At 39.8% G+C, this 24,241-nt stretch carries 17 protein-coding genes; 5 read left to right on the top strand and 12 right to left on the bottom strand.

Annotation, left to right across the window (positions count from 1 at the left end):
- Positions 1-8 precede the first annotated feature (8 nt).
- Entirely contained in the window at positions 9-1,142 is a 1,134-nt protein-coding gene (locus tag HUW48_RS11510) for an acyltransferase family protein (protein WP_182415808.1), read from the bottom strand.
- 327 nt (positions 1,143-1,469) lie between these two features.
- Between HUW48_RS11510 and HUW48_RS11505 the strand changes: the two genes are divergently transcribed.
- Positions 1,470-2,534, top strand: coding sequence for an oxidoreductase (locus HUW48_RS11505; protein ID WP_182415807.1), 1,065 nt, complete (start codon positions 1,470-1,472; stop codon positions 2,532-2,534).
- 132 nt (positions 2,535-2,666) lie between these two features.
- Positions 2,667-3,434, top strand: a complete 768-nt coding sequence (gene map / locus HUW48_RS11500) for a type I methionyl aminopeptidase (protein WP_182415806.1) — start codon at positions 2,667-2,669, stop codon at positions 3,432-3,434.
- 1,469 nt (positions 3,435-4,903) lie between these two features.
- Here map and HUW48_RS11495 read toward each other — a convergent pair.
- The 3 genes from HUW48_RS11495 to HUW48_RS11485 form a co-directional block, all read right to left on the bottom strand.
- Positions 4,904-5,818 carry a sugar phosphate isomerase/epimerase family protein gene (locus HUW48_RS11495; RefSeq protein ID WP_182415805.1) on the bottom strand — a complete coding sequence of 305 codons (915 nt, stop codon included), beginning with the start codon at positions 5,816-5,818 and terminating at the stop codon, positions 4,904-4,906.
- A 219-nt stretch (positions 5,819-6,037) separates the two neighbouring features.
- Positions 6,038-6,757 carry a YqjF family protein gene (locus HUW48_RS11490; protein ID WP_182415804.1) on the bottom strand — a complete coding sequence of 240 codons (720 nt, stop codon included), beginning with the start codon at positions 6,755-6,757 and terminating at the stop codon, positions 6,038-6,040.
- 30 nt (positions 6,758-6,787) lie between these two features.
- A complete protein-coding gene (locus HUW48_RS11485) occupies positions 6,788-8,206 on the bottom strand; it encodes a Gfo/Idh/MocA family protein (protein WP_182415803.1) in 1,419 nt (472 codons plus the stop codon).
- A gap of 408 nt (positions 8,207-8,614) precedes the next feature.
- Between HUW48_RS11485 and HUW48_RS11480 the strand changes: the two genes are divergently transcribed.
- The gene (locus HUW48_RS11480) at positions 8,615-10,060 is read left to right on the top strand and encodes a Gfo/Idh/MocA family protein (RefSeq protein WP_182415802.1); all 1,446 of its coding nucleotides are present in this window, start codon (positions 8,615-8,617) and stop codon (positions 10,058-10,060) included.
- Between the two features lie 73 nt (positions 10,061-10,133).
- Here the strand turns inward: HUW48_RS11480 and HUW48_RS11475 are convergent, their stop codons facing one another.
- Positions 10,134-13,085, bottom strand: a complete 2,952-nt coding sequence (locus HUW48_RS11475; RefSeq protein ID WP_182415801.1) for an AsmA-like C-terminal region-containing protein — start codon at positions 13,083-13,085, stop codon at positions 10,134-10,136.
- A gap of 308 nt (positions 13,086-13,393) precedes the next feature.
- On the opposite strand from HUW48_RS11475, the gene HUW48_RS11470 reads away from it, so the two are divergent.
- Together HUW48_RS11470 and HUW48_RS11465 are read left to right on the top strand one after the other, a co-directional pair.
- Positions 13,394-14,557, top strand: coding sequence for a hypothetical protein (locus HUW48_RS11470; protein ID WP_182415800.1), 1,164 nt, complete (start codon positions 13,394-13,396; stop codon positions 14,555-14,557).
- Between the two features lie 467 nt (positions 14,558-15,024).
- Positions 15,025-16,674: a PAS domain S-box protein gene (locus HUW48_RS11465; protein ID WP_182415799.1), complete on the top strand. Its 1,650-nt coding sequence runs from the start codon at positions 15,025-15,027 to the stop codon at positions 16,672-16,674.
- 88 nt (positions 16,675-16,762) lie between these two features.
- On the opposite strand, the gene argH is transcribed toward HUW48_RS11465, so the two are convergent.
- The 7 genes from argH to argC all read right to left on the bottom strand — a co-directional run bounded on the left by argH (position 16,763) and on the right by argC (position 24,241).
- Positions 16,763-18,097, bottom strand: a complete 1,335-nt coding sequence (argH, locus tag HUW48_RS11460; protein WP_182415798.1) for an argininosuccinate lyase — start codon at positions 18,095-18,097, stop codon at positions 16,763-16,765.
- A gap of 155 nt (positions 18,098-18,252) precedes the next feature.
- Entirely contained in the window at positions 18,253-19,320 is a 1,068-nt protein-coding gene (locus HUW48_RS11455) for a M20 family metallo-hydrolase (RefSeq protein ID WP_182415797.1), read from the bottom strand.
- A gap of 41 nt (positions 19,321-19,361) precedes the next feature.
- On the bottom strand, positions 19,362-20,189 hold the full coding sequence (proC, locus tag HUW48_RS11450; protein ID WP_182415796.1) for a pyrroline-5-carboxylate reductase: 828 nt from the start codon (positions 20,187-20,189) through the stop codon (positions 19,362-19,364).
- 66 nt (positions 20,190-20,255) lie between these two features.
- On the bottom strand, positions 20,256-21,050 hold the full coding sequence (gene argB, locus HUW48_RS11445; protein WP_182415795.1) for an acetylglutamate kinase: 795 nt from the start codon (positions 21,048-21,050) through the stop codon (positions 20,256-20,258).
- Between the two features lie 9 nt (positions 21,051-21,059).
- Positions 21,060-22,010, bottom strand: a complete 951-nt coding sequence (locus HUW48_RS11440) for a Rossmann-fold NAD(P)-binding domain-containing protein (protein ID WP_182415794.1) — start codon at positions 22,008-22,010, stop codon at positions 21,060-21,062.
- The gene (locus HUW48_RS11435; protein ID WP_182415793.1) at positions 22,007-23,149 is read right to left on the bottom strand and encodes an aspartate aminotransferase family protein; all 1,143 of its coding nucleotides are present in this window, start codon (positions 23,147-23,149) and stop codon (positions 22,007-22,009) included. The genes HUW48_RS11440 and HUW48_RS11435 overlap by 4 nt, the downstream gene beginning before the upstream one ends.
- Before the next feature lie 105 nt (positions 23,150-23,254).
- Entirely contained in the window at positions 23,255-24,241 is a 987-nt protein-coding gene (argC, locus tag HUW48_RS11430; protein WP_182415792.1) for an N-acetyl-gamma-glutamyl-phosphate reductase, read from the bottom strand.

Below are 24,241 nucleotides of genomic sequence, written 5' to 3'. Positions count from 1 at the left end.
AAATGATATTACACCCTAATATAAATCTTTCGCTTATCCAGCAAATAACCTACAAACCAGCAAAGCAGCATGAAACTTAAGGCAAATGCTAGTGAACCTAGATAGCCGCCTAAAGGGGAAAATATTTTTTGGTAAATAGCGCTGTATAAACTTCCTTCACCGCTCTGAAAAAAGTATAGCAAAATTGCCAGCACTTCGGAAAGTAAATAAATAAACAAGGGGTTACGACCGAATACTTCAAAAAAGTACGTCCAGCGGGTTTTATGCCGCAGATCAATTACGTACACCAGCATGCCTAGTAAAATACAATCTATGGCTACCGTTAGCACTACAAAAGAGCTCGTCCATAATTTCTTGTTAATCGGGAAGGCTAAATTCCAGGCATAAGCTATAAACAATAACACGCAACCTACTAAAAGTAATCTAGCCAGAGCTTCGAAGTTTTTGCCTTGTTTTTGCAGGAAATAACCCGCTGCAAATCCAGCGGTCACATTGGCAATGGCAGGTAACGTACTCAATAATCCTTCCGGGTCAAAAGGTACCCCTTCGCCCATGTACAAATGCGAAGGTCCAATCAGCCAATTATCCAGTTTTAAAACCGCATTGCCATGCAAGGTCAATTGAGCACCCGGTTCTCCAAAAATTAACAGCAAAGCCCAATACACAAAAAGTCCGATGATAGAAACTACCAACGCTCTTCGCCATTGTAGAAAATAAATTAAAAGTGCCGCTATGCCAAAGGCCAAAGCAATGCGCTGTAAAACCCCAAAAATGCGGGTATTTTCAATGGGATTACCCACTAACTGACCTTGTTCGTAATGCACAAACGGAAACCAGTACATAAGGTAACCCAGCATAAAAATAATAAAAACCCGTTTTAAAATCTTGCTTATTACCTGGCCCTGAGCCATAGTGCGGTAACGTTGCATGACAAAGCTCAGAGCATTACCCACCGCAAAAAGGAAGGACGGGAAAACTAAATCCGTCGGAGTGAACCCGTGCCACTTGGCGTGCAGCAATGGGCTAAAGGTAGTAGCACCGTTACCTGGGGTGTTCACAATAATCATAAAGCAAACCGTCATTCCCCGGAAAACGTCCAGGGCGGTAAATCGCTGGGTAGCAGCAGCTGTAGTAATAGCCATTTTTGTTACAGGTAAAGGTGTGTCAAATACAGGTTCTTATGTAATGTTGATAAAAGTCACAATTTAGATTTTTCTTCTTAATTAAACTGTATTAATATTTAAAGTGAATTTTTAAATTAGAATAGGGTTCATTTGAATCGCTCCTAATTTAGTAAATTTAACCAGCTTGCCAAGGAGAAGAAAGGTTTAATCGTCGGGATAATCTTAATTAAATAGCTGTATTTAATTTACTTTAAACGAAGCAATTTTCCTGGTTAAATTTAAATTTTAGTTAGTAGTTTTGCTCGCATCCTTCATTAATTTATTTTATACATTTCACCTATCTATATGCCTAAAAATATTAAAGTTGGTTTAATTGGTTACGGTATGGCCGGCCAGGTTTTTCATGCGCCGGTTATTACGGCCGTGCCCGGACTTCAACTAACCAAAATCAGGGAAACCAAACCCGACAATATTCAACTGGCTCAAGCGCGTTACCCCGATGCGGTAATTGTTCCGGATTCGGAAGCTATTATTTCGGATCAGGAAATAGAGTTAGTAGTAATTGCTACTCCCAACAGTTCTCATTATTCATTGGCCGAAAAAGCACTTCTGGCGGGTAAGCACGTGGTGGTGGATAAACCTTTTACCATAACGGCAGAGGAAGCAGATAAATTAATTGATTTAGCGGCGCGGCAAAATCGGGTATTAACGGTTCACCATAACCGCCGTTGGGACAGCAATGCCAAAACTCTCCGGAAGATAATAGAAAACCAAATGTTGGGGCGAATAATAGAATTAGAAGTTCACTTCGACCGTTACCGGCCTTTTTTACGAGCCGGTGCCTGGCGCGAAGAAGATACTCCTGGTTCCGGTATTTTGTATGATTTAGGTGCCCACTTAATCGACGAAGCCCAGTGTTTGTTTGGTTTACCCGAAGCCATTACTGCCGATGAACGCATACAACGCACTAACGGAAAAACCATTGATAATTTTACCATTGTTTTAGATTATCCGCAGTTAAAGGTTACCTTAAAAGCTGGTATGCTGGTGCGCCAATTAGGCCCGGTTCACGTACTACACGGCGAAAATGGAACGTACATTAAGTACGGCCTGGATGTGCAGGAAGCTGCTTTAAAGGAAGGTTTGCACCCGCTCCATACACCCAATTGGGGAAAAGAACCGGAGGCAAATTGGGGAACTATTAACACCGAGTACCAAGGCCAGCACTTAATGGGTAAAATAGAAAGTGAACCCGGTGATTACCGCGAATTTTACGTGAATGTTTACCAGGTTCTATGCGGAGAAACTGAACTAGCCGTAACGCCCGAACAAGCCCGCCAAACTATCCGGATTATTGAACTGGCCCGGCAAAGCAGCGCCGAAAAACGGACTCTCCCTTTTAGTAGATAATTATTGCTAATATTATGTAAAGTAATTCGTTTCTTTAAATTAAAGTTACAAGTGTATTCATCTTTTAAATCTGAAAAGATGAGTAAACTACTTATATAATTATTCTAGTTTTTCACCTAATTAATTAAATATATGTCCATCTCCAAAGAAGCCGATTTAATAGGGATGCAAAATGCCAGCGCAGCGGTAGCGTATACGTTAAAAGAAATGAGGAATTACGTGCGGCCAGGGATGACTACTCTGGAAATTGATGAATTTGGCGGTCAGGTATTAAACGACTTAGGTGCGAAATCGGCTCCGCGGCTGACTTATAATTTTCCGGGTTGGACTTGTATTAGCCTGAACAACGAAATTGCGCACGGAATACCCTCTGTTCAGAAAATAGTAAAAGAAGGCGATTTAATTAATATTGATGTGTCGGCGGAGCTAAATGGTTATTGGGCGGATAATGGTGGCTCATTTGTTTTAGGCGAAGACATTCATCAGCATCAACCTTTAATAGAAGCTTCTAAACAAATATTACGGAAAGCCATTTTTAACATAAAAGGTGGAGTTCGTATTTCTGATATTGGCTATTTAATAGAAACTGAAGCGAAAAAAGCGGGCTATAAAGTTATTCAGAATTTAACGGGCCATGGTATTGGCCGCAGTTTACACGAAGAACCCCACGAAATAGCTAATTATCGGGACAAATTTAACTTAACCAGGTTTAAGAAAAATTCGGTTGTAGCCGTAGAAACGTTTATTTCAACCGCTTCTACCAAAGCGCTTACCCAAAAAGATGGATGGACTTTGATAGGCAATAAAGGCGGTTTTGTGGCACAGCACGAACATACCATTATTATTACCGATAGTACACCCATTGTGTTAACAGAAATGAATCAGATTTGGGAAAATTAACTTCATTTTGATTAAATGAATTTATTACCTCTTTTCAAAAACAATAAATCAAATCTTATTTTCAAGGAAGCGTTATAAAGGTTAAGTAGCTGAATCTATTTTCAACATAGTTAAAATTTAGTAAATTTTTTCTGAAGCTTTTTCGCATTATAGTAGTTTTTCCATTACCAGTTAATTTTCGCCTCAATTAATTTGTTGTCAGCTCCTTCAAAGTGACGTGACGAGGACACCACCTAAGGCAAAATTTTTTACTTTTTTAAATGCTAAACAGCTTCCCTGTATATTAACCTGATTATAAAAGTTTTTGAACTTTAATAATTAAGGACATGAAATGATATAATCTGACTTCTGAAGCTACCTGGCTAGTCGATTACTTTATTTTGTAAAAAAGCACTTTAATTTAACATTAGCACTTGGCTTGGTAGCGGCCTTTGGCCGAGTAATTCAATTAGGTGGCTTTGGTCAAATACCTTTGTGGTTAAATATTGCTTTAGAAGTAATTATTTAATCGGCGCGTATTTTACTTTTTGTCTACGTGCTTGGGTTCGCCAGTTTAAAAAAAGGGCTGGTCAGAATTAAGCTATTTTTAACGCAGAAAGCTAACCGACGACAACTATTGGTAGCAGCAAAGCGAAGAATAAAAAAGCAATGGGTAGCCATACTGCTTAACTTTGCCTGCTTTTTGCTGATAGCTTTTCTAATAAATTTATTAATAGAGCACCTAGCTTATAAAACTTGCCTTTTGCTATCCCTCAAAAATAAAGGTATTTTAATGACTACCTCCTCGGAATGGACAATTTTACTTTTCTTTAAAAATTTATCTGTGATTCCGTTTACATTGGTTGCGGAAGCTATATTTATTCTTTGGATTACGGATAAACTACAAATATCACGCACCTGAAAGGTACTTTAGAGAAGGTTTAAAAAGTTTTTGGTTACTTTTGATCCTTATCAATGCGGAATAAAACTTCTGTTTACCTAAATATTTATTAACAGCCAGTATGTACTAATTATCATAAGAGTAGATTAAAAAGAAGCCAACCTGATGGGTATTGAAAACAGGAATGTCGAAAACCTGCCTGAGCTGTAATTAAGTAATACATACTTCTTCCTCTTTTGTCATCCTGGAAGGATCTAACCGGCAGAAAAGAAGAACAGATTATTGGTAGTAAAAGAGATTAACTACTATAACTTTCTAGACTAATCTGCGGCAGTCATTCTAAATCGGTTAAATACTTCCAGGAAGACGGGAGTAAGTAGAAAAAACTGTTTTAAACTTCTATTCCCCAACAATCCTGTTTTGAAAATTTGTGGTACTTGAACTCTATAAGGTTCTTTTTACTATTAGATATTATTATGGAATGTAGTATGTAAAACTTGCATTAAATACTCTAAAAATAAATTAGATCGAAAATAAAAAAGCCTTCCTCTTAGGGGAGAAAGGCTTTTTTAATTTTAACTTTTTACTCTTATTTGAAACCCCATTTTTTCACCATGGCTAAGTCTTCGCTTATACATACTAATGGCTCTTTACCTTGATAGGATTCTTGTTCGATGATAAACTGAGTAGTGCCGCCCATTTTCCGGCCTAGTTCCATTATTTCCCTAACGGGTATCACGCCCATGGTTAAAATAGTACTTTCGTAACCACCCATTTCACCTTTCTCACTTTTAATTTCATCTTTCACGTGCATCGATTCAAACCTTCCCGGATACTTTTTCATGATATCCAATGCCCGTCCGCCCGCACCATACATATTGCCTATGTCCAGCTGTTGGGCCACCAGTTTTGAGTCGGTGTTTTCCATAATAATATCGAACATTGTTTTATTATTCAGCTTGGTTGTAAACTCAAAATCGTGGTTGTGATAGCCAAATTTAACGCCGGCTTTTTTGCAGAGTTCCCCGCATTGGTTAAATACATCTAAAAAGCGCATTAAGCCATCTGCATCTTCCCGTAAACTCTCATCCATCGAAGGGCTAATCACGTATTTCTGACCTACTGTAATTGAATCATCTACGGTTTTTTTCCATTCATCCGTGAAGTCCTTTTTATCAGCATCGTAATGTTGCTTTCCCAAAACAGAGTGTCCGCTCGGCATTTTCAGGCCTAAATCATTCAGAATTTTCTTAAATTCAGATGCCTCGTAGCCATAAAATTTACCATTACTATAACCCGCGTGCTCTACGTTTTTGTACCCCATTTTAGCAACTTTTTGCAACGTATCCAGCGGGTTGGCTTTCATCTCGTCGCGCACCGAATAAAGTTGAACACCAACGATTTCTTTTGGGTTTTTAGCGGCAAAAAGCTGCTTGCTCCAAAGAGCCGAGCCAGCTAATGCTACCGCACTGGTTTTAATAAATGTTCTGCGGGAAGTTTTCATAAGTTAGTAGGCGTAATTGTAAGTAATAAGTAGTAATGAATAAGATAAAAACAAAGCCATATTGTAGGTAATAAATTTTATTTAAGATAATTAGGTTAGGTAAATTTCATTCAACTAGCTTTATTTAATTGTAATTTTATTAAAAAGAAAATTGTAATAGTTAAAAGTATTATAATCAGATACATTCAGAAAAGTTTGTACAGATTAATTTAGTTTGACTTATGAACTAGATTTTAATATTGCTTTATTTTCGATTGATACTTCTGAGCCTTCAGCTAATAATACAGAAGTAGGTGAACAGTTATTCAAAAACTTAAATATCGGTCCGTAATTCAAAGTAAAATCTACTGCTAAGTCATAATCCAGAATGTGGTATTGTAGCCATTTTGGGTGTTTCACTTCATATTCATTGCTGCATTGATTGTTTACTTTGGCATAGCCCCAATAATGTTCGGTTATATATTCCGCTTCGCTTCCAGTAACAATGGGCGTAGCTGCTTTTTCAGCTTTTACTTTAAGGTATTGCCACTTTTTATTTTTCTTCCACCGGTATTCTACTTCTCTTGAATTTTCATCTTCGAGCCATTGGTGTTGCATGGACAATGTTTCATACTTTTCGTTGTAAAAATTATTGGCCACAAAAGTAATGGCTGGTTTAGGTACAATTTCCTTTATAAAAACAACTCCCCGGTGCCAGGCATTATTCTTCCATCTTTTTACATAAAACCTCAGATTTACTTCTTCAAAATTTATGTGAAAAGGTATTTTAACTCCCAGTAACCGGGTATTTAGAAACCGAAACCCAACCAGACTTATGTAGCATTTCTCATCATAAAAATCTAATTCGGTACCATAAGGCAAAAACGCTTCTAAAAGGTCGGGCTGTATTTCGTAGTTGATAAAAGCTAACTTACGCCATTCAGCTTTTAGAAAACTCATGTTTGTTTTTTACGAATTAGAAAAATAAAATTACGTTTTTGACTTTTTACCTTCTTTCACCACTTTCATGTTTACGGGGTCCCAGTTGATAATCTTTTTTTCAAAATAGCTATCGTTGCAGGCTAAACTAGGAGCAGCAGCCCGAAATCCAAACTCAGCATCTTCTACAATTTTTTTACCGTTGCGCACGGCTTCAAAAAAGTTAGTAACATGGGCTAAATGCATGTCGTTACCACCAGGAGTTTGATACACAAAAGAAGTTTTAAGTCCTGGGCTCTGGTCCTCGGGTGAGTATTTCTGATTATACTGGTGCCGTATTTTTTCCTGCATCGCTTGCGGATAGGTGTTCAAAGCATCCCAACCACCAATGCCGGGTGCTTTTGTCATTTTATTATGGCGCACGGTTACCGAATTTCCTCCAATTTCCATAACTCCTTCGCTGCCCACAAACCGGGAAGTACCTGCCTCACCCATGCCGCTTACAAAATTGACCCGCAACATTACTTCAAAAGCCGGGTGCTCGGCAGTTTGCGGATATTCCATTACGGCCGTCATTACATCGGGTACATCGCGGCCATCTTTCCAGTAATTTAAATTTCCGGTCGAAAATATTTTGGTGGGTCCTTTTGAATCGAGTACGGTATGAATGGTAGATAACAAATGCACAAATAAATCGCCAGCCATGCCGGTACCAAAATCGCGATAATTCCGCCACCAGAAAAACTTTTTCGGGTCGTATGGTATTTTACCCATTCCGGCAATGTAACGGTCCCAGTCAATTGTTTCCGGTGAGGCATCTAAAGGCATGGTATATTGCCAGGCACCCAAGGCGCTTTGACGATCGGTGGATGCTTCTATTAAGTTAAGCTGCCCAATTTCGCCGGCTTTGTAAAATTCCCGGCCTTTTTGCACCGATAAACCACTTACCCATTGGCTGCCCACCTGCAATGGTTTACCTGTCTTGCGTTGCGCTTCAATTACCGGTAATCCCTCGCTAATTTTTTGCACCATGGGTTTTTCGCAGTACACCGCTTTTCCTTTGTTTAAGGCATCAATGGTCATGCGGGCGTGCCAATTATCGCTGGGGGCAATAATCACGGCATCAATATCGCTACGTTCCAGTATTTCGCGGTAATCACGGGTAGTAATTAGGTTAGCTCCGTATAATTCTTTTGCCCGTTCTAAACGGCCGGTATATAAATCACAGGCAGCAACCAGTTCCACGCCTGGTACTTGTAGCGCCGAACGAACATCGTTATATCCCATAATGCCCATGCCAATGCAGGCAATCCGGATGCGGTCATTTGCCGAAATCTTTTTTTCGACGGCTAAAATTCGCTGCTCAATAGTTTCCGGCGATTCGGTTAAGGCCTGCACAGAACCACCTGCTAGTAAAAGACCAGAGGCTCCTAATTGTTGCATAAATTTTCGACGAGAAGAAGTTGACATGGTTGAAAAGATTATTTAAAAAATCTGAACACTACCTTAAAGCCAATCCGATTAGAACAGATACAAGCTTTGCTTTTCCAATATAAGAATATATTCAGAATCAAAATAAGAATATTCTTACTTTATCTGCATTCAGAAAATAAGAAAGAAATAGAAATAAATAGACCTGTAAGCTTGAAGAAGCAGGAATACCTGGCAACTCAAATTAAAATGGTGTTAGGGTCAGGTTTGTTTTTAGCCCGGGTATTCAGAAAAATTTACTTTTTTAGTTAATAATGCATTTTCCTATTTCACTTACCAGATTGAAGTCGTATTTAGTAAGTAAACTCTACTGGTATGTAAGTAAATAAGTGTAAATTAATGCTTGTTTATCTAAATCCATCTCTAAGCTTAAAGCCAATTACTTTTATGACTGCTGCATCCGATTTTACAATTTCAAACCGACGTACTTTCTTGAAAACCAGTTCTAGGGCAGTTGCCAGCTTTTTTATTGTGCCGCGATATGTTTTGGGAGGGACTGATTTTATTGCTCCCAGCGATAAATTAAACATTGCCTCGGTAGGAGTAGGGGGTAAAGGTTTAGTAGATTTAGAAAGAGCTTTTAATAATGGTACGGATAATATTGTAGCCTTATGCGACGTAGATGGGCGGCAAGCTCAGGAGGCAAGATTAAAATGGCCAAATGCCCGGTTCTACCACGATTACCGGCACTTGCTTACCCGAAAAGAAGTAAAAGATATTGATGCCGTAATTGTAAGTACCCCTGACCACATGCACGCACCAATTGCTATGGCCGCCATGCAGTTAGGCAAACACGTTTACGTAGAAAAACCGCTTACCCACGATATATACGAAGCACGTATGCTTACCCAGGCTGCCAAGCGTTATAAAGTAGTTACGCAAATGGGTAACCAGGGCAGCAGCGGCAACGATACCCGCACCATAGAAACCTGGATTCAGCAAGGCCTTATTGGAGACGTTCATACCGTACATACCTGGACGAACCGCCCTGTTTGGCCGCAGGGTATTCCTACGCCCACCCAAGCCATGCCCGTTCCCAAAACCGTTGACTGGGATTTATGGTTAGGTACGGCACCAGTTCGTCCTTACCACGAGGCGTATATGCCTTTCCGGTGGCGCGGTTGGTGGGATTTTGGTACGGGTGCTTTAGGTGATATGGCTTGCCACATTATGGATGTTCCGTTCAGGGCCTTAAAATTAAATTATCCGGAATCGGTAGAGTGTAGTGTGGGTTCTGTGTACGTCGACTTTTTTAAAGAAGCGCATTTTACCGATAGTTGCCCTCCTTCGTCGGTTATTTATTTTAGATTTCCGGCCCGTGGTAATATGCCGGCAGTAGATTTTAGTTGGTCGGATGGGGGTATTTTACCGAAGCGCCCCGAAGAACTATTGCCCGATGAACCTTTAGGTGACCGGGATGGGGGAATGATTTTTATTGGTACGAAAGGAAAAATTAGCGCCGGTATGTGGGGCAGAAAACCTACGCTTTTACCTACCTCGCGCATGCAAAATAACTTACCGCAAGTAACCGTGCCATTAGTAGAAGGAGGGCCCGATGGACACCAGCAACAATGGGTGAAAGCGTGTAAACAAGGGCACGGAGCTTATACCAGTTCGCCGTTTGAAATAGCAGGACCTTTAACAGAAACCATTTTAATGGGAAATCTGGCTGTACGCAGCTACAGTTACCAGCAACCCACCGCTGATGGCAAAGATTACACGAACCCTGGCCGTAAAAAGCTACTCTGGGACGGACAAAATATGAAAATTACTAATTTTGATGTTGCCAATCAGTTTGTAAAAAGACAATACCGGGATGGTTATAGCTTATAAATAACTGTACCGCTACTTTTTGTAGGCTATCTCTCTAAAACCAACAAAGTAGCTTAATACAAGATCGTTAAATTTACTTATTTAAAGTAAATAAAGTATCTAGCCGGTGCTGTTGTAAGATATTATTGAATTCTTCGACTAAAGCCTTATTATTAGCAGCGCGGTCTTTGCGGTTAGTAAGTTTTACTTTGTATTTATCCTGTTCGCGGGTTAATAATAAATGTTGCATAATTAAACTATTACCCAGTTCAAGAGAATCGTTCTGTATTTTTTCGATGCGCTTTTTATTATTGCCAAACAAAACGTTTAAAACGTTAATGTCCATATTTAAGTTAGCACCGCCGCCCATTACATACCGACCACTTAACTCAAAATCTGTTAAGTTACTGTTCATACTCAACCGCGGAGTAATAAACTGATTGTTTTCCATAATAAATTTGGTCGTCACGTCATCAAAATATAAATGTTCGGTACGTTCTTTTCGCATGAAACGTAAGGCATTCTGAATAGGAGCCACCTCAATTAACTCCATTCCTTTAAAGGTAGCATTCGCATAAGCTACTGTTCGATCTATAGACGGGGAGAAAGTATTATCTAAATGCGTGACAAATGAAACGTTGCATTCTACTTGTCCTCTAACGTTTTCGCTGCTCAAAACATCCAGTTTCATTTGATTCGCTACGGCAAAAAATTGCTGCAGGTCGATATTTGATATTTTGGCTTGAATACGCATCGGGTACATGCCATTCGGATTTCGTAAAAGCATATTGCCGTGGCTGTTTATCTGACCATTAAAGGCTTGCAAACTGAGTTGGGTAAGTTTTGCCTGGTCTTTGTTTATGTTGGCGCGCAATACTAAGTTTGAACCTTTAAGATATTCGTATTCTACCCGGCGGGCACTGGCATTTAATTGCAACCAAAAGCTATTTTCGCGTAAAGCAGCTCGCCGGCGGCGTTGGGTTTTAGTTAATGGCCGGTCAGATTTGGGTACCAGATCTTTCAAATTTGCTATATGCTGCATAAAAGTCTGGAGATTCAGGAAATCGTAATGCAAATTTGCTTTTAAATACGGCATCTGAATACCCTCTTGCGTTAATTTAAATCCTCCCGAAGCAGAAGCCTTGCCTCCATCCGGCGAAATAAAGTGCATATTAGTAAGCGTTACCTTCCGGCCCAATTGGTTTACCTGGAACCGAAGCTGTCGAAAGGCTTCTTTCTCCGATAAATTGAAAGTGCCGACCCGCACATTAATTTGGGAACTGGCTGCTTTTAACAAAGATAAAAGGACCGGGTTTGTCTGACCACCAGAAGAAACTGACTTTTGAACATTTTTTTGCGTCCTCTTTTTTTCTGGACGAAAGCTTGCCAGCACGTACGGGTTAGCATTTGCAGTAAAAGAAACCTCTTTGGTAAATTCAGAAGCAGGCGAGGAAGAAAGCTTCGCGTACAAGTTACCTTGTAGCCAATTGGGATGTAGTTTCTCAGCTTCGAAATCTACTTTCGCTTTTAACTGGCCAGGTTGATCGAAGAGATAAGGCAAGTAATTTTGTATAGAAGCGTTTAATTTAAACGGATGGCCATCAATTAAGCCGCCTAAGTTTTGCAATCGAAGATCTTTATCCGAAAATTTAAATTTGCCGTTTACATTGCGCCACATAACTGCAAATCCGGAGGGTTGAAAATTGGCCTTTTGTAATTGAATGTCTCCCTGGCCGGAAAGGGTGGGTGTACTGCTGCGTAAAGAATCAGGTAATACGCCGCTTATTTTTAAATTGCCCGAGATGACACCCTGGTTGGCTTTCGTTAATGGTAAAGGAAGTAATTGCGTGAGAGTAGGTAAATCAATCTGGCCATTTCCCTGAAAAGTAAATGCTGGTTGCGTAAAATCTTTTAAACTCAATTGCATCTGAATAAAGCCACTTCCCAACTTTGCTTTAATATCAGTGATATTTAATTGGCTCGTTTCTGGTAAATGCTTGGGGCCGTTATCGAGCATGCCCACCAGCGACACTCCGGTAAGTAAGCTTTTATTATCGGGTAAATATATTTGCCCGTTTACTAAACGAAAGTTAATGATACTACGGGGGCGCATGCGGGGGCCGCTAACGCCATTAAACCGGCATACTAAATAAACCTGGCTATTGGATTTCATTTTGGCCAAGGCAGGCTGAGCGGTAGGTGGCATTATTTGCCTGAAAATTTGCAATACAGGTTGGTAACCCGTTATCGATATATTTAACTGAGCCCCTTCTCCGGTGGGCAAGCGGGTATGCGAGCCTTTTATCTGCAAAACAGCACCGTTAAATACGGCTTTTGCTTGCTTAAAAACACCTTGTTTTTTTTGTAAATTAAAAACATATCCGGCATCGGCCTGAAACGTTTGATTTTGAAATAAGCGCCGCCGGTTAGAAGTAAAATAATTAATTTTGCCCAGTACATTTCCGTTTATTTCCAGGTCCTGTTCTGTCCTTTTTACTCCCAGTTCCGTCTGATTAATTTGCAGGGACATAGCCGTTTTTTTGTATAAATTTTCACTAATGAACTGGCTATTTGTTATTGCTAATTTATTTATCCGAAAAAGAAACTTTTTAGCCGTAGTATCCGGATTAATGACTTGCTTGAAATGCAAACTGCTTTTATTCCCATTTTTATCTATCCGCTGATGAAAAATTAAACCATCTAAGTTTACGCGGGCAATACGTATATTACGCAGGTTAAATTGCAACAAGTGAATAATTACTTCGGCGCGTTTTACGGCTAATACTTTAATTGGAGTTGTATTGCTAGTATCGAGTAAAGCCACGTTCTCGAATGTAAAAGTCATGCGCGGAAAATGCTTCCAAATAGAAAAAGTAGTAGTAAACGATTGTAAAACTAAATCTGATTTTTGGTTAAATTGAGCCCGGAAATATTGGGTGGCTTTATTCTGATAAACTCGGGACAGAATCTCAAAAGTAATACTTCCTAAAACTGCTATAAGCAGTAATATAAGTAAAACTTTTTTATAATTTACTTTAAGGCGCATAGATAGGGGTAGTGCTTTTACTCAACAGCAACAAGCAGTTCTTAGAATTATTAATAGTTTAATAGTTATAAACTTATATTTAGGAATAAAGTTGAGTTATTACAGCCACAACTTAACTTTAACAATTAAATGGCCATTCTGTTAAACTTAATTCAGATTCTTAATGGTAGCCTTTATACATTAAAAGCACTAGCAGACATTTAACCCTTCTTATAATTTAAGTTTTATTAAATTTTTACCCGTTATTTGCACACCGAAAACATGAAGAAATTTTCGGTGCTCATTTTCTGTTTTATTCAATTTCAAGAATGCAACTCGTTGAAGTAACCACGCCTGCACTGGCCCAAAAATTTATACAAGTAGCCGTTGACTTATATAAAGATGATCCTAACTTTATTAGGCCTTTAGATAAGGATATTGAACAAGTTTTTGACCCGAAGCAAAATAAGTATTTCCGGCACGGCGAATGTACCCGTTGGCTTTTATTAAATGCTGAAAAAAAAGCAATTGGCCGGGTAGCAGCTTTTATAGATAAACGAACCGCACCTAAATTTGAACAGCCTACCGGCGGAATGGGTTTTTTTGAGTGCATTAACGATCAGTCCGCCGCAAATTTACTTTTTAAGCAATGCCAAACCTGGCTAACTAACCGTGGCATGGAAGCCATGGATGGTCCCGTTAATTTCGGCGATCGGGATAAATGGTGGGGTTTGCTGGTGGAAGAATTTTCGCCTGCTTCTTACGCTACTAATTACAACTTTCCGTATTACCGGCAGCTTTTTGAATCGTACGGCTTTCAGGTCTATTTCAAACAATTTACGTACTACCGTAAAGTAATGCAACCGCTTAGCGAGCGCTACACCAAAAAAGCCAAAGCCATTTACCAGCATCCTGATTATGCATTTCGGCATTTAGAACGTAAAAAATTAGCTCAATACGCCGAAGATTTTCGGAAAGTATATAATCTAGCCTGGGGCAAACACCAAGGCGTGAAAGAAATGAGTTCGGCTCAAGCCATGGTAATTATGCAGCAACTAAAACCAATATTGGACGAACGTATTATGTGGTTTGCTTATTACAAAAATGAGCCCGTTGGTTTTTTTATCTCTATACCCGAATTAAATCAGTTATTCAAATTTGTAAATGGCAAGTTGGATTTAATCGGAAAGATTAAATTTGTTTACCATAAATGGAAGGGAAGTTGCACGCGTATGTGCGGCATTGTTTTCGGTATTGCTCCAGACCACCAGCGTAAAGGAGTAGAAGCGGCTATGATTTATGCCAGCAGCACCTATTATCGGAGCCAGTCTAATTTCCCGTATCAAGATATTGTAATGAATTGGATTGGCGATTTTAATCCTAAAATGATGCGCGTAGCCGAACAAATTGAAGCTCAAATTTTTAAAACTCACTTCACCTACCGCAAACTATTCGACGAAACCAAAGAGTTTAAGCGGGCTCCTATAATTTAAGACCAAACGTAATTACGAATAGCATAGGTACTATACTTAATTTAAATTAGTAAGAAGAATAGTATTACCTATGATAAAAATCTTTATAATTTCAGTATTAATCCCATCTTTTTACGTGTTTATACGATAAATTTAATATTAAATTGTAATCTATCTTAGAAGCATAATTCGTTTTTCTTTGCAAATTTATAGTCTAAAATATTATTAGTCGTTAAAGAAGTTAATAACTATACGAATTGGTACATAGTTAAATTAAGATCTAATATAATTTTTTTTGTACTAATCTTTCCTGTATATCCAATCGTATAAAAATAATTAAAGAAATTTATTGATTCTTTAATTAGGTAAAATTGGCTTTCCCGGTGATAATTAAGTATATTACTACTAGTTATATTTCAACTCAATTGTTCTTTTAACGCGATTACCTGTTTTCTTTTTACTATTCCCAAAATCAGAATTTCAACTTTATGACAGTGAGGCGATCTCTACAAACAGATGGTAAATTTCGGGCCTTAGTAGAAAACACTCCTGATACTGTTGTGGTTGCCGATGATTCTAATAAAATAATTTTTAGTAATAATAAAATTTTTTCCACTTTTGGTTATCAGCCAGAGGAAGTTCTAAATCAGCCACTCACTCTTTTATTGCCACCCGCTTACCGGGATATTTACGAAGTAGAATTTAGCCGCTTTATCAAAAACTATAAAAACCGGGGCTATAATCCTATATCCGAAGTACCAGGCTGCTGTAAAGATGGTAGTATTTTCCCCGCCGAAATTTCATTATCTGTTTGGCACGAAGAAAATCATATGTTCTCGTCGGTAATTATTCGGGATGTTTCAGAGCGAAAGAAATACGAAGAGAATTTAGAAAGTGAACGTGAATTTCTGAAGGGAATACTAGATAGTGCTGAAGATATAATTATTGGTTGTGACGAGAATGGAGTTGTTAATTTTCATAATGAATCTGCCCGGACAAAACAACTTATTTCCTCTTTCAAAAGTAGCCATTTAAATTCTCCGGAAAAATGGTTAAAAGCAGAACGTATTTATCAACCGGATGGCATTACTCTCCTGCGATTAGAAGAACTTCCCTTATATCGAGCCCTTAAAGGTGAGAATGTAAAAAATCAGGAGCTAATAATTAGATTAGCTAATAATAGGAATTACTTACTAATAGCAAATGGTCGGCAAATTGTCTGTAAGGAAGGTATAGTTAAAGGGGCCGTTATTGTACTACACGATATTACTACTCTCCGAGAAAATACAAACAGCATTATTGAAAAGAATCAGCAATTACTACAAACTTTTAATGATTTGAAGGATGCCGAAAGAAAGTTGATTGAAGCCAATAATCTACTGGAATTGCGCGTAAATAAACGCACCCAAGAACTTACTGCCAAGAACCAAAAGTTAAATTATTATAATGAAGCTTTACAAAAAGCCAATATCGATTTAGACAATTTTATTCACATTGCTTCCCACGATTTAAAAGTGCCTATTGTAAACATGGAAGCATTGCTTAAAATACTGCACCAAGTTGTTAGTAACGAAAGTGAAGATGCTTTAGACATTATTGATAAGTTGGAAATTTCGGTGGGTAGAATGAAAAAATCAATCCAGGCCATTTCGGAGGTAGCTAAAGTTCAAAAACAAATTGAATACCAATCCGAGATTGTTGATTTAACAGAGTTGTTGGTTGAAATTACCGAAAGTATTGCCGAGCAAATTAAAGCCGAAAATGTGCAATTGGAATACGACTTTTCGGAAGTGCCGGCCATCCGTTTTTCTTACATAAACTTAAAAAGCATTTTGTATAATTTAATTACCAATGCTATTAAGTATAAAGCACCCGATAGAGACCCACACATAATAATTTCTACTCATGTGCAACCAGATGGATTTATTTTGCACGTACGAGATAACGGACTAGGGATTGATCTGGAGAAAAATGGCGCTAAACTCTTTACCATGTTTAGTCGGCTGCACGACCACGTAGAAGGTTCCGGAATTGGCTTATATATTATTAAACGGATTATCGAAAATGCCGACGGCACCATTGAAGTAAGCAGTCAACTAGGAGTGGGCTCCACCTTTACTGTTTGCTTAAAAGACTGAATATAATATAATAATATTTAGTAAATTACTTTATTAATAATTTAATGTATAAACAATTTCTCTTAATTATTTTAAGCTTTTAGCAACATCAATCTTTCACTAACTGCTCAATAGCTAACTGTACTTTTTCAAAGTTAAATCCTGCAATAACCTTGTCCATGGCTTGTTGAATTTGCTCGTTGCATAAGTTACCGATGCTGCCTTCATGGGTATGGTGAACTTCATGCGCCGGATAAAAATTACCTTCTTCAATGGCCAACCCGATGTTCCGGTAGGCTTCCCGAAAAGGTACTCCTTTTAGCACTTCGTTATTTACTACTTCTACGCTAAATAAGTATTTGTATTTATCATCATCCAAAATATTTTCTTTTACAATAACATTCTGCAGCATAAAAGTGGCCATCTGCAAGCATGATTGCAGTTCCTGGAAAGCGGGTAAAAAACTTTCTTTTACGAGTTGTAAATCGCGGTGATAACCCGATGGTAAGTTGGTAATGATTAAGGCAATTTCGTTGGGTAAAGCTTGTAATTTGTTGCATTTCGCCCGCATAATTTCAAAAACATCCGGGTTTTTCTTGTGCGGCATAATGCTGGAACCGGTGGTTAAATTATCCGGTAAACTTAAAAAACTGAAGTTCTGGTTCAGGTACAAGCAAATGTCCATGGCCATTTTACCTAAAGTAGCTGCTAAACTTGCTAAAGCCGACGCCACATTCCGTTCGGTTTTGCCACGGCCCATTTGCGCGTAAACCACATTGTAATTTAAAGAATCAAAGCCAAGTAAATCAGCTGTCATTTGCCGGTTAAGCGGGAAAGACGAACCATAACCAGCCGCAGAACCTAGGGGGTTTTTATTACTGATGCGGTAAGCCGCTTGCAGCATCAATAAATCATCTATTAAGCTTTCGGCGTAAGCCCCAAACCACAAACCAAACGACGAGGGCATGGCAATTTGCAAGTGCGTGTACCCGGGCAACAGTTTATCTTTATGTTCTTCGCTTAACTTGATTAGTTGATCAAAAAGCGCTTGCGTGCTTTCTACCATTTTTTGAATCTCGCTCCGGATGTACAGTTTTAAATCCAGCAAAACCTGGTCGTTACGCGAGCGCCCACTGTGAATTTTTTTGCCGGCATCTCCCAATCTCTTAGTTAATAATAATTCAACTTGCGAGTGTACATCTTCAATGCCTTCCTCAATGGTAAAATTGCCGGCTTTAATATCCAGGTAAATATTCTTTAACTCTTGTTGTAAAATCGTTAGATCAGTTGTTTCTAATAAACCAATTGAAGCCAGCATTTGAGTATGTGCCAGAGAGCCCAGAACATCAAATTCGGCGAGTAATACATCCATTTCCCGGTCGCGACCAACGGTAAATTTTTCTACTTCTTCTTTCGTGGTGGTATTTTTCTGCCAGAGCTTCATAGTTGATTGGGTATCAGGTAATAAGTATCAGGTATTAGGTATTAGGTAGTAAGTAATAAGTAGTAGGAAGAGTTTTAATGGTCATTCGGATACAAAATTTTAAAAAATTAAAATATCTACCATCTTGCTGTATGCTACTTGCTACTCATTATCTTTTATTGATAAATTATTTGATCTAAAATTTTAATGTATAATTCTATGCCTTCTTGTATTTCAGAAAGGTAAATAAATTCATCGGCGGTATGCGAACGGGCAGAGTCGCCAGGACCTAACTTTAACGATGGCACCGTGAGCAAAGCTTGGTCGGAAGTAGTAGGGGAGCCATATAGATTACGGCCTAAAGCTAAACCGGCTTGTACAACTGTCGTTTCTTTACCAATGCGCGAAGGTTTAAGTCGCATCGAGCGCGGCTTTACATCGCAATCCACTTGGGCTTTAATGATTTCCAGCACTTCTTCGTTGGTATAAGCATCGGTTACCCGCACATCCACGGTAAACTCGCAGCTATCCGGAACTACATTGTGCTGGGTACCCGCTTTTATAACCGTGACGCTCATTTTAACCAGCCCTAGAAACTCCGAAATAATTGGAAATTTAAAATTTTGAAACCAGTTGATATCCGGAAGCGCTCTGTAAATCGCATTGTCACCTTCTTCCCGCGCCGCGTGCCCCGAAGTACCTTTGGCTACGCAATCCAATACCATTAAGCCTTTTTCGGCAATGGCTAAGTGCATTTGCGTAGGTTCTCCCACAATGGCAAACTGAATGGGGCCGAGCTGCGGGATAATTAACTCTAAGCCATTTACCCCGGAAACTTCTTCTTCAGCAGTAGCCGCCATAACCAGGTTATAGGCTAAATTCTCCTGTTCGTAATAGTGCAGAAATGTTGTTATTAGAGCTACCAGACAGCCGCCTGCGTCGTTGCTGCCCAAACCAAACAGCTTACCTTCTTCCAAGGTAGGTGTAAACGGATCTTTCGTCCAATCTTTGTTGGGTTTTACAGTATCGTGGTGCGAGTTAAGCAGAATGGTTGGTTTATCCGGATGGTAATGCTTGTTAAATGCCCACAGGTTATTGCGTTCGCGATGTGCTTCAATGCTATTTTTTTTAAAAAAAGCATGAATAATCGCGGCGGTATTTTCTTCCTGACGGCTGAATGATTCCGTGGCAATCAAGGATTTTAATAAATCTACCGCTTCCTCGTAAAGGCTATCTAGTGGCATGTAGTAGTTTCTACAGATAAGGTAATCTGGAATTTTCGGTTTTAGTTTGATTTTACGTACAAATCACCGGCTTTAATAGCTGATAGCCGAATGCCTTTAATCATGGCCGAGCTAAAACCTGCGTGTTCCATTTCGTTTAAGCCGGCAATGGTGCAACCTTTAGGAGACGTAACTTTATCAATTTCGCCTTCGGGGTGATTACCGGTAGCTAATAATAAAGCGGCCGCTCCTTTAGCTGTTTGTGCGGCCATGTGCAAAGCCTCCGCCGCATGAAAGCCAATTTCAGTTCCACCTTGCGAGGCTGCCCGGATAGACCGCAAAAAGAATGCAATGCCGCAAGCACATAAAGCCGTTGCCGAGGTCATTAATTCTTCATGAATTTCAATGGTTTCGCCTACCGTATCAAATAACTCTTTAACTAAAGCCAAATTTTCCTTAGTAGCATTATTGGATGCCAGACAAGTCATGGATTCCTGAATAGCAATAGCGGTGTTGGGCATCGCTCGTACTACTTGTACCTGCTTGTCCAAGCGGTTGGTGATATCATTTACACTTACCCCCGAAACTACCGAAATTAAAAGATGGGAAGCAGCATTTACTTCGTCGCGGATAGAATCTAACAAACCATCTAGTTGTTGAGGCAAAACTGCAATAACTACAATGTCAGCTTCCCGAACCGCCTGCGAATTATTATCGGTAATTGTAAAACCTTGCACAACTAAATCTTGCAAAGCCCGAATGTTCCGGCGCGTAATGGTAATTTGGTTGCCTGCGTACTTTCCGGATTTTACTAACCCTTTAGCTAAAGCTACGCCCATATTACCGCCACCTAAAATGGCTATTTTATGTTGATTACTGGTAGTGGTCATTTCTGTATAATTAGTGTTTTAGAAATTAACGTAAAGCATCTAACTCCCGGTAATTTCAAAAACTGGTTACAAATGTAAAACAGTGCCCGCTGGTTTTTGTTGGTTAGTTATAGTAAGCACATCGTCGGCATGGGTAATGTAAACAGCTTTCACACCTTCTTGTAGTGCTTGCAGGGCATTGTCCATTTTAGGAATCATACCTTGAGCTATTACTCCATTTCCACGTAACTCCTGATAAGTGTCAGGCGATATTTTCGGAATCAAACTTTCTTCATTGTTCACGTCGCGCAGTACGCCTTTCTTTTCGAAACAATAAATTAAGCGCACTTCGTAATGGTTTGCTAAAGCTACTGCTAGGGTAGAAGCAATGGTATCGGCGTTGGTATTTAGTAAATTTCCAGCGTTATCGTGTGTGATGGGAGCCACAATTGGGGTTAAACCAGCATCTAAAAAAGACTCCAGAATAGAAGCATTTACTTTAGCAGCCTCTATATCACCTACAAATCCGTAATCAATGGCGCCAACTTGCCTTTTTTTGGCTGGAATTAAGTTTGCGTCTGCGCCGGTTAAACCAATTGCGTTACATTGAGCAGCTTGTAATTGGGCCACAATGTTTTTGTTTATCAGGCCGGCGTAAACCATGGTAACTACCTTTAAAGAATCAGCATCCGTAATCCTGCGGCCATCAATTAACTGCGGCTGGATGCCCAGAGATTTACTTATCTCCGTAGCAATTTTTCCACCTCCGTGAATCAGAATTTTAGAACCCACTATGTGAGCAAAATCTTGTAGAAAATGCTCCAGTTTACCGGTATCATCAATTATATTGCCGCCAATCTTTACGATATATAGTGGTTGCATTTGTAAAATTTAAAAATTTGCTTCCAGTATTTTCTTTAAAACCACCTGCGCGGCAAATACGCGGTTAGCGGCTTCCGCTATAACTAAAGAATTTGGCCCATCCAGTATTTCAGCCGAAAGTTCCAGATCACGGCGCACCGGTAAACAATGCATTACTTTGGCCTGATTTGTTGTCTTTAACCGTTCGTTAGTAAGCAGCCAGGAAGCATCCGTAGTAAGAATTTTGCCATAATCGTGGTAAGCCGACCAGTTTTTTACATAAATAAAGTCGGCGTTTTCCAAAGCCTCCTCTTGATTATGCGTAATGGTGGCTCCCGTGGTAAATTCTTCCGCGAGTTCATAACCTTCCGGATGCGTCACCACAAAATCAACGTCGGCTTGGCTCATCCATTCGGCAAATGAGTTCGGTACTGCTTGGGGTAAGGCTTTCACGTGCGGCGCCCAGGTAAGCACCACTTTCGGCCGAGGTTTAGTTTTATGCTCGGTTATCGTGATTAGGTCAGCTAAACTTTGCAGCGGGTGACGGGTGCCCGACTCCAGACTTACCACCGGTATTTCCGCATACTTGATAAATTTTTGCAGAATATCTTCGCTGTAATCTTCTTCGCGGTTTTGTAATCCCGGAAAAGACCGGATACCCAATATATCAAAATACTGCCCCATTACGCCGGCCGCTTCTCTAATGTGCTCTACCGTGGTACCGTTCATGATTACGCCGTCGCGGGTTTCCAAAGCCCAACCTTCTTTGTCAATATTCATCACAATTGCTTCCATACCCAAATTGGTAGCAGCTTTTTGGGAGCTTAAACGGGTACGCAAACTCGGATTTAAAAAAATTAATCCTAAAGTCTTTTGTTTACCTAAATGCGAAAAGGCAAAGGGGTTTTTCTTTAATTTTAAAGCTTCGTTTACCAAAGCATTAATATCGGTCACGTCGGCTACCGAAGTGAAATTTCTCATAGTGCGTAGGTTTTTGCCAGTACAGCCTGAAAAGCTTCCAGGAAAATGTCGGCTTCTTGCTTTTGCAGGTTTAAGGCCGGCAATATACGGATGGTATTTTTATTTGAAGAAGAACCCAGGAAAATATGATGCTCTTCCAGTAATTGCTTGCGAATAGGAGCGGCGTTATCCGGTAATTCTACCCCAATCATTAAACCCTGGCCACGGACTTCGGTTATGCCCTCTATTTTGCTTAAATTATCCATTAAGTAGTTACCTAATTCTGCGGCATTCGCTAATAGATTTTCTTCTTTAATTACATTTAACACCGCAATAGCGGCTGCGCAAGCCAGGTAATTACCCCCAAAGGTGGTGCCTAACATGCCGTGTTTTGCCTGAAACTTAGGATGAATCAACACCCCAGCCACCGGAAAACCGTTGCCCATACCTTTCGCTACTGTTACAATATCGGCCTGCACCTTACTGTGTTGGTGGGCGAAAAATTTACCCGAACGGCCATAACCCGATTGAATTTCGTCGAGAATGAGAACAGCGTTATGGGCATCGCAAAAACTACGTAGTGCCCGTAAAAACTCTGGCGTTGGAATATTTACGCCTCCCACACCCTGAATACCTTCAATGATGACGGCGCATATTTCTTCTGGATTTTTTAAATTTTCCAGGGCTTCCAGATCATTAAACGGTAAAAATACGGTTTCATGATTGGCATTCAGCGGAGCCAGAATTGATGGATCGGGCGTAATGGCTACCGCAGCAGAAGTACGGCCATGAAACGCTTTGGTAAAGGCTAAAACTTTTTTCCGTCCGTTGTAAAAAGAAGCTACTTTTAACGCATTTTCATTAGCCTCAGCTCCGGAATTTATTAAAAATAAATTGTAATCTGGGTAACCACATAGTTCTCCCAGCTTAGTAGCTAGTTCTTCTTGTTGCGGAATTTTAACGGAGTTAGAGTAAAAACCAATTTGCTCTAATTGATCCGTGATTTTTTGCACGTAATGCGGATGGCTGTGGCCAATTGAAATAACAGCATGGCCGCCGTACAGATCTAAGTATTTGGTTCCCGATTCGTCCCAAAGGTAAGATCCCTGGGCTTTTACCGGTGTAATATTAAAAAGAGGATATACATCGAAGAGATTCATTTTTCCAGAATTTAAAAATTTAAAAATCAGCACTACTTACTTAATACCGTAACTCCAAATACAGTTGAAAAATGGTTCTGATTTATAGAGTTACCTACAACTTTCTCAAAATCCAGCCGGTTTTAACAACAAGCCCGAAGTTTCCGGTAAATTAAAAAGCAAGTTCATGTTTTGTACCGCTTGCCCCGAAGCACCTTTGAGCAGGTTATCAATCAAGCTGATTATAACCAATTGATCTTCGTGTTTTTCGAGGTAAAGCAAGCATTTATTTGTATTTACCACTTGCTTTACATGCGGGTTTTTATCCGTAACATGAGTGAAAGCGGCATTCTGGTAAAACCGCCTGTAGTTTTCGTAAGCTTCTTCGATGCTCCAATTACAAGTTAAATACGTGGTGCATAATATACCCCGGGTAAAATTGCCACGGTAAGGCACAAAGTTAATGCGGGGAATAGCCTGGTTACTTTGTAAGGTTCCCAAAGTGCGGCGCATCTCGTTTAAATGCTGGTGATTTAAAACCTTATAAGCCGAAATATTGCTGTCGCGCCAGCTAAAATGACTGGTCTCAGAGAAGCTTTGCCCAGCACCAGTAGAGCCAGTTATACCACTTATATGCACATCGGATTGAAGTAAACCTTGTTCTGCCAGGGGGAGTAAAGCTAACTGCATGGCCGAGGCAAAACAACCTGGGTTGGCAATGTTCTGTGCCTTCCGAATTTTGTCGGTTCCCAGTTCGGGCAAACCGTAGGTAAACTGCCGATCCGCAAACGTGGGATTCACCCGGAAATCCTGACTTAAATCAATTATTTTAACATGAGCGGGAAAAGATTGCTGCGCTAAAAATTTCTGCGAATCCCCATGACCCAGACACAAAAATAACACATCAATATCACCCACCATATCCTGGCTAAATGCCAGGTCAGTTTCTCCCACCAAATCGGTATGCACCGAAGCAACAGGTTTGCCGCCACTGCTGTTGCTATGCGCAAAAACAATGTTAACCTGCGGGTGAAAAATCAGCAAGCGTAAAAGTTCTCCGCCAGTATACCCGGCGGCACCCACCACGCCTACATTTATTTTCTGTTCATTCAT

The sequence above is a fragment of the Adhaeribacter radiodurans genome (assembly GCF_014075995.1).
Taxonomy (GTDB): Bacteria; Bacteroidota; Bacteroidia; order Cytophagales; family Hymenobacteraceae; genus Adhaeribacter; species Adhaeribacter radiodurans.
The sequence above is the reverse complement of the archived record's forward strand: the minus strand, read 5'-3'. Positions and strand labels throughout refer to the sequence as shown.

What these genes read in the sequence shown, in the direction of transcription:
- HUW48_RS11505 (WP_182415807.1), top strand. Translation starts at nt 1,470, where the DNA reads ATGCCTAAAAATATTAAAGTTGGTTTAATTGGTTACGGTATGGCCGGC.
- HUW48_RS11485 (WP_182415803.1), bottom strand. Translation starts at nt 8,206, where the DNA reads ATGTCAACTTCTTCTCGTCGAAAATTTATGCAACAATTAGGAGCCTCT.
- argC (WP_182415792.1), bottom strand. Translation starts at nt 24,241, where the DNA reads ATGAATGAACAGAAAATAAATGTAGGCGTGGTGGGTGCCGCCGGGTAT.
- HUW48_RS11440 (WP_182415794.1), bottom strand. Translation starts at nt 22,010, where the DNA reads ATGAGAAATTTCACTTCGGTAGCCGACGTGACCGATATTAATGCTTTG.
- HUW48_RS11510 (WP_182415808.1), bottom strand. Translation starts at nt 1,142, where the DNA reads ATGGCTATTACTACAGCTGCTGCTACCCAGCGATTTACCGCCCTGGAC.
- HUW48_RS11495 (WP_182415805.1), bottom strand. Translation starts at nt 5,818, where the DNA reads ATGAAAACTTCCCGCAGAACATTTATTAAAACCAGTGCGGTAGCATTA.
- HUW48_RS11475 (WP_182415801.1), bottom strand. Translation starts at nt 13,085, where the DNA reads ATGCGCCTTAAAGTAAATTATAAAAAAGTTTTACTTATATTACTGCTT.
- HUW48_RS11435 (WP_182415793.1), bottom strand. Translation starts at nt 23,149, where the DNA reads ATGAATCTCTTCGATGTATATCCTCTTTTTAATATTACACCGGTAAAA.
- map (WP_182415806.1), top strand. Translation starts at nt 2,667, where the DNA reads ATGTCCATCTCCAAAGAAGCCGATTTAATAGGGATGCAAAATGCCAGC.
- HUW48_RS11480 (WP_182415802.1), top strand. Translation starts at nt 8,615, where the DNA reads ATGACTGCTGCATCCGATTTTACAATTTCAAACCGACGTACTTTCTTG.
- proC (WP_182415796.1), bottom strand. Translation starts at nt 20,189, where the DNA reads ATGACCACTACCAGTAATCAACATAAAATAGCCATTTTAGGTGGCGGT.
- argB (WP_182415795.1), bottom strand. Translation starts at nt 21,050, where the DNA reads ATGCAACCACTATATATCGTAAAGATTGGCGGCAATATAATTGATGAT.
- HUW48_RS11455 (WP_182415797.1), bottom strand. Translation starts at nt 19,320, where the DNA reads ATGCCACTAGATAGCCTTTACGAGGAAGCGGTAGATTTATTAAAATCC.
- HUW48_RS11465 (WP_182415799.1), top strand. Translation starts at nt 15,025, where the DNA reads ATGACAGTGAGGCGATCTCTACAAACAGATGGTAAATTTCGGGCCTTA.
- argH (WP_182415798.1), bottom strand. Translation starts at nt 18,097, where the DNA reads ATGAAGCTCTGGCAGAAAAATACCACCACGAAAGAAGAAGTAGAAAAA.
- HUW48_RS11490 (WP_182415804.1), bottom strand. Translation starts at nt 6,757, where the DNA reads ATGAGTTTTCTAAAAGCTGAATGGCGTAAGTTAGCTTTTATCAACTAC.
- HUW48_RS11470 (WP_182415800.1), top strand. Translation starts at nt 13,394, where the DNA reads ATGCAACTCGTTGAAGTAACCACGCCTGCACTGGCCCAAAAATTTATA.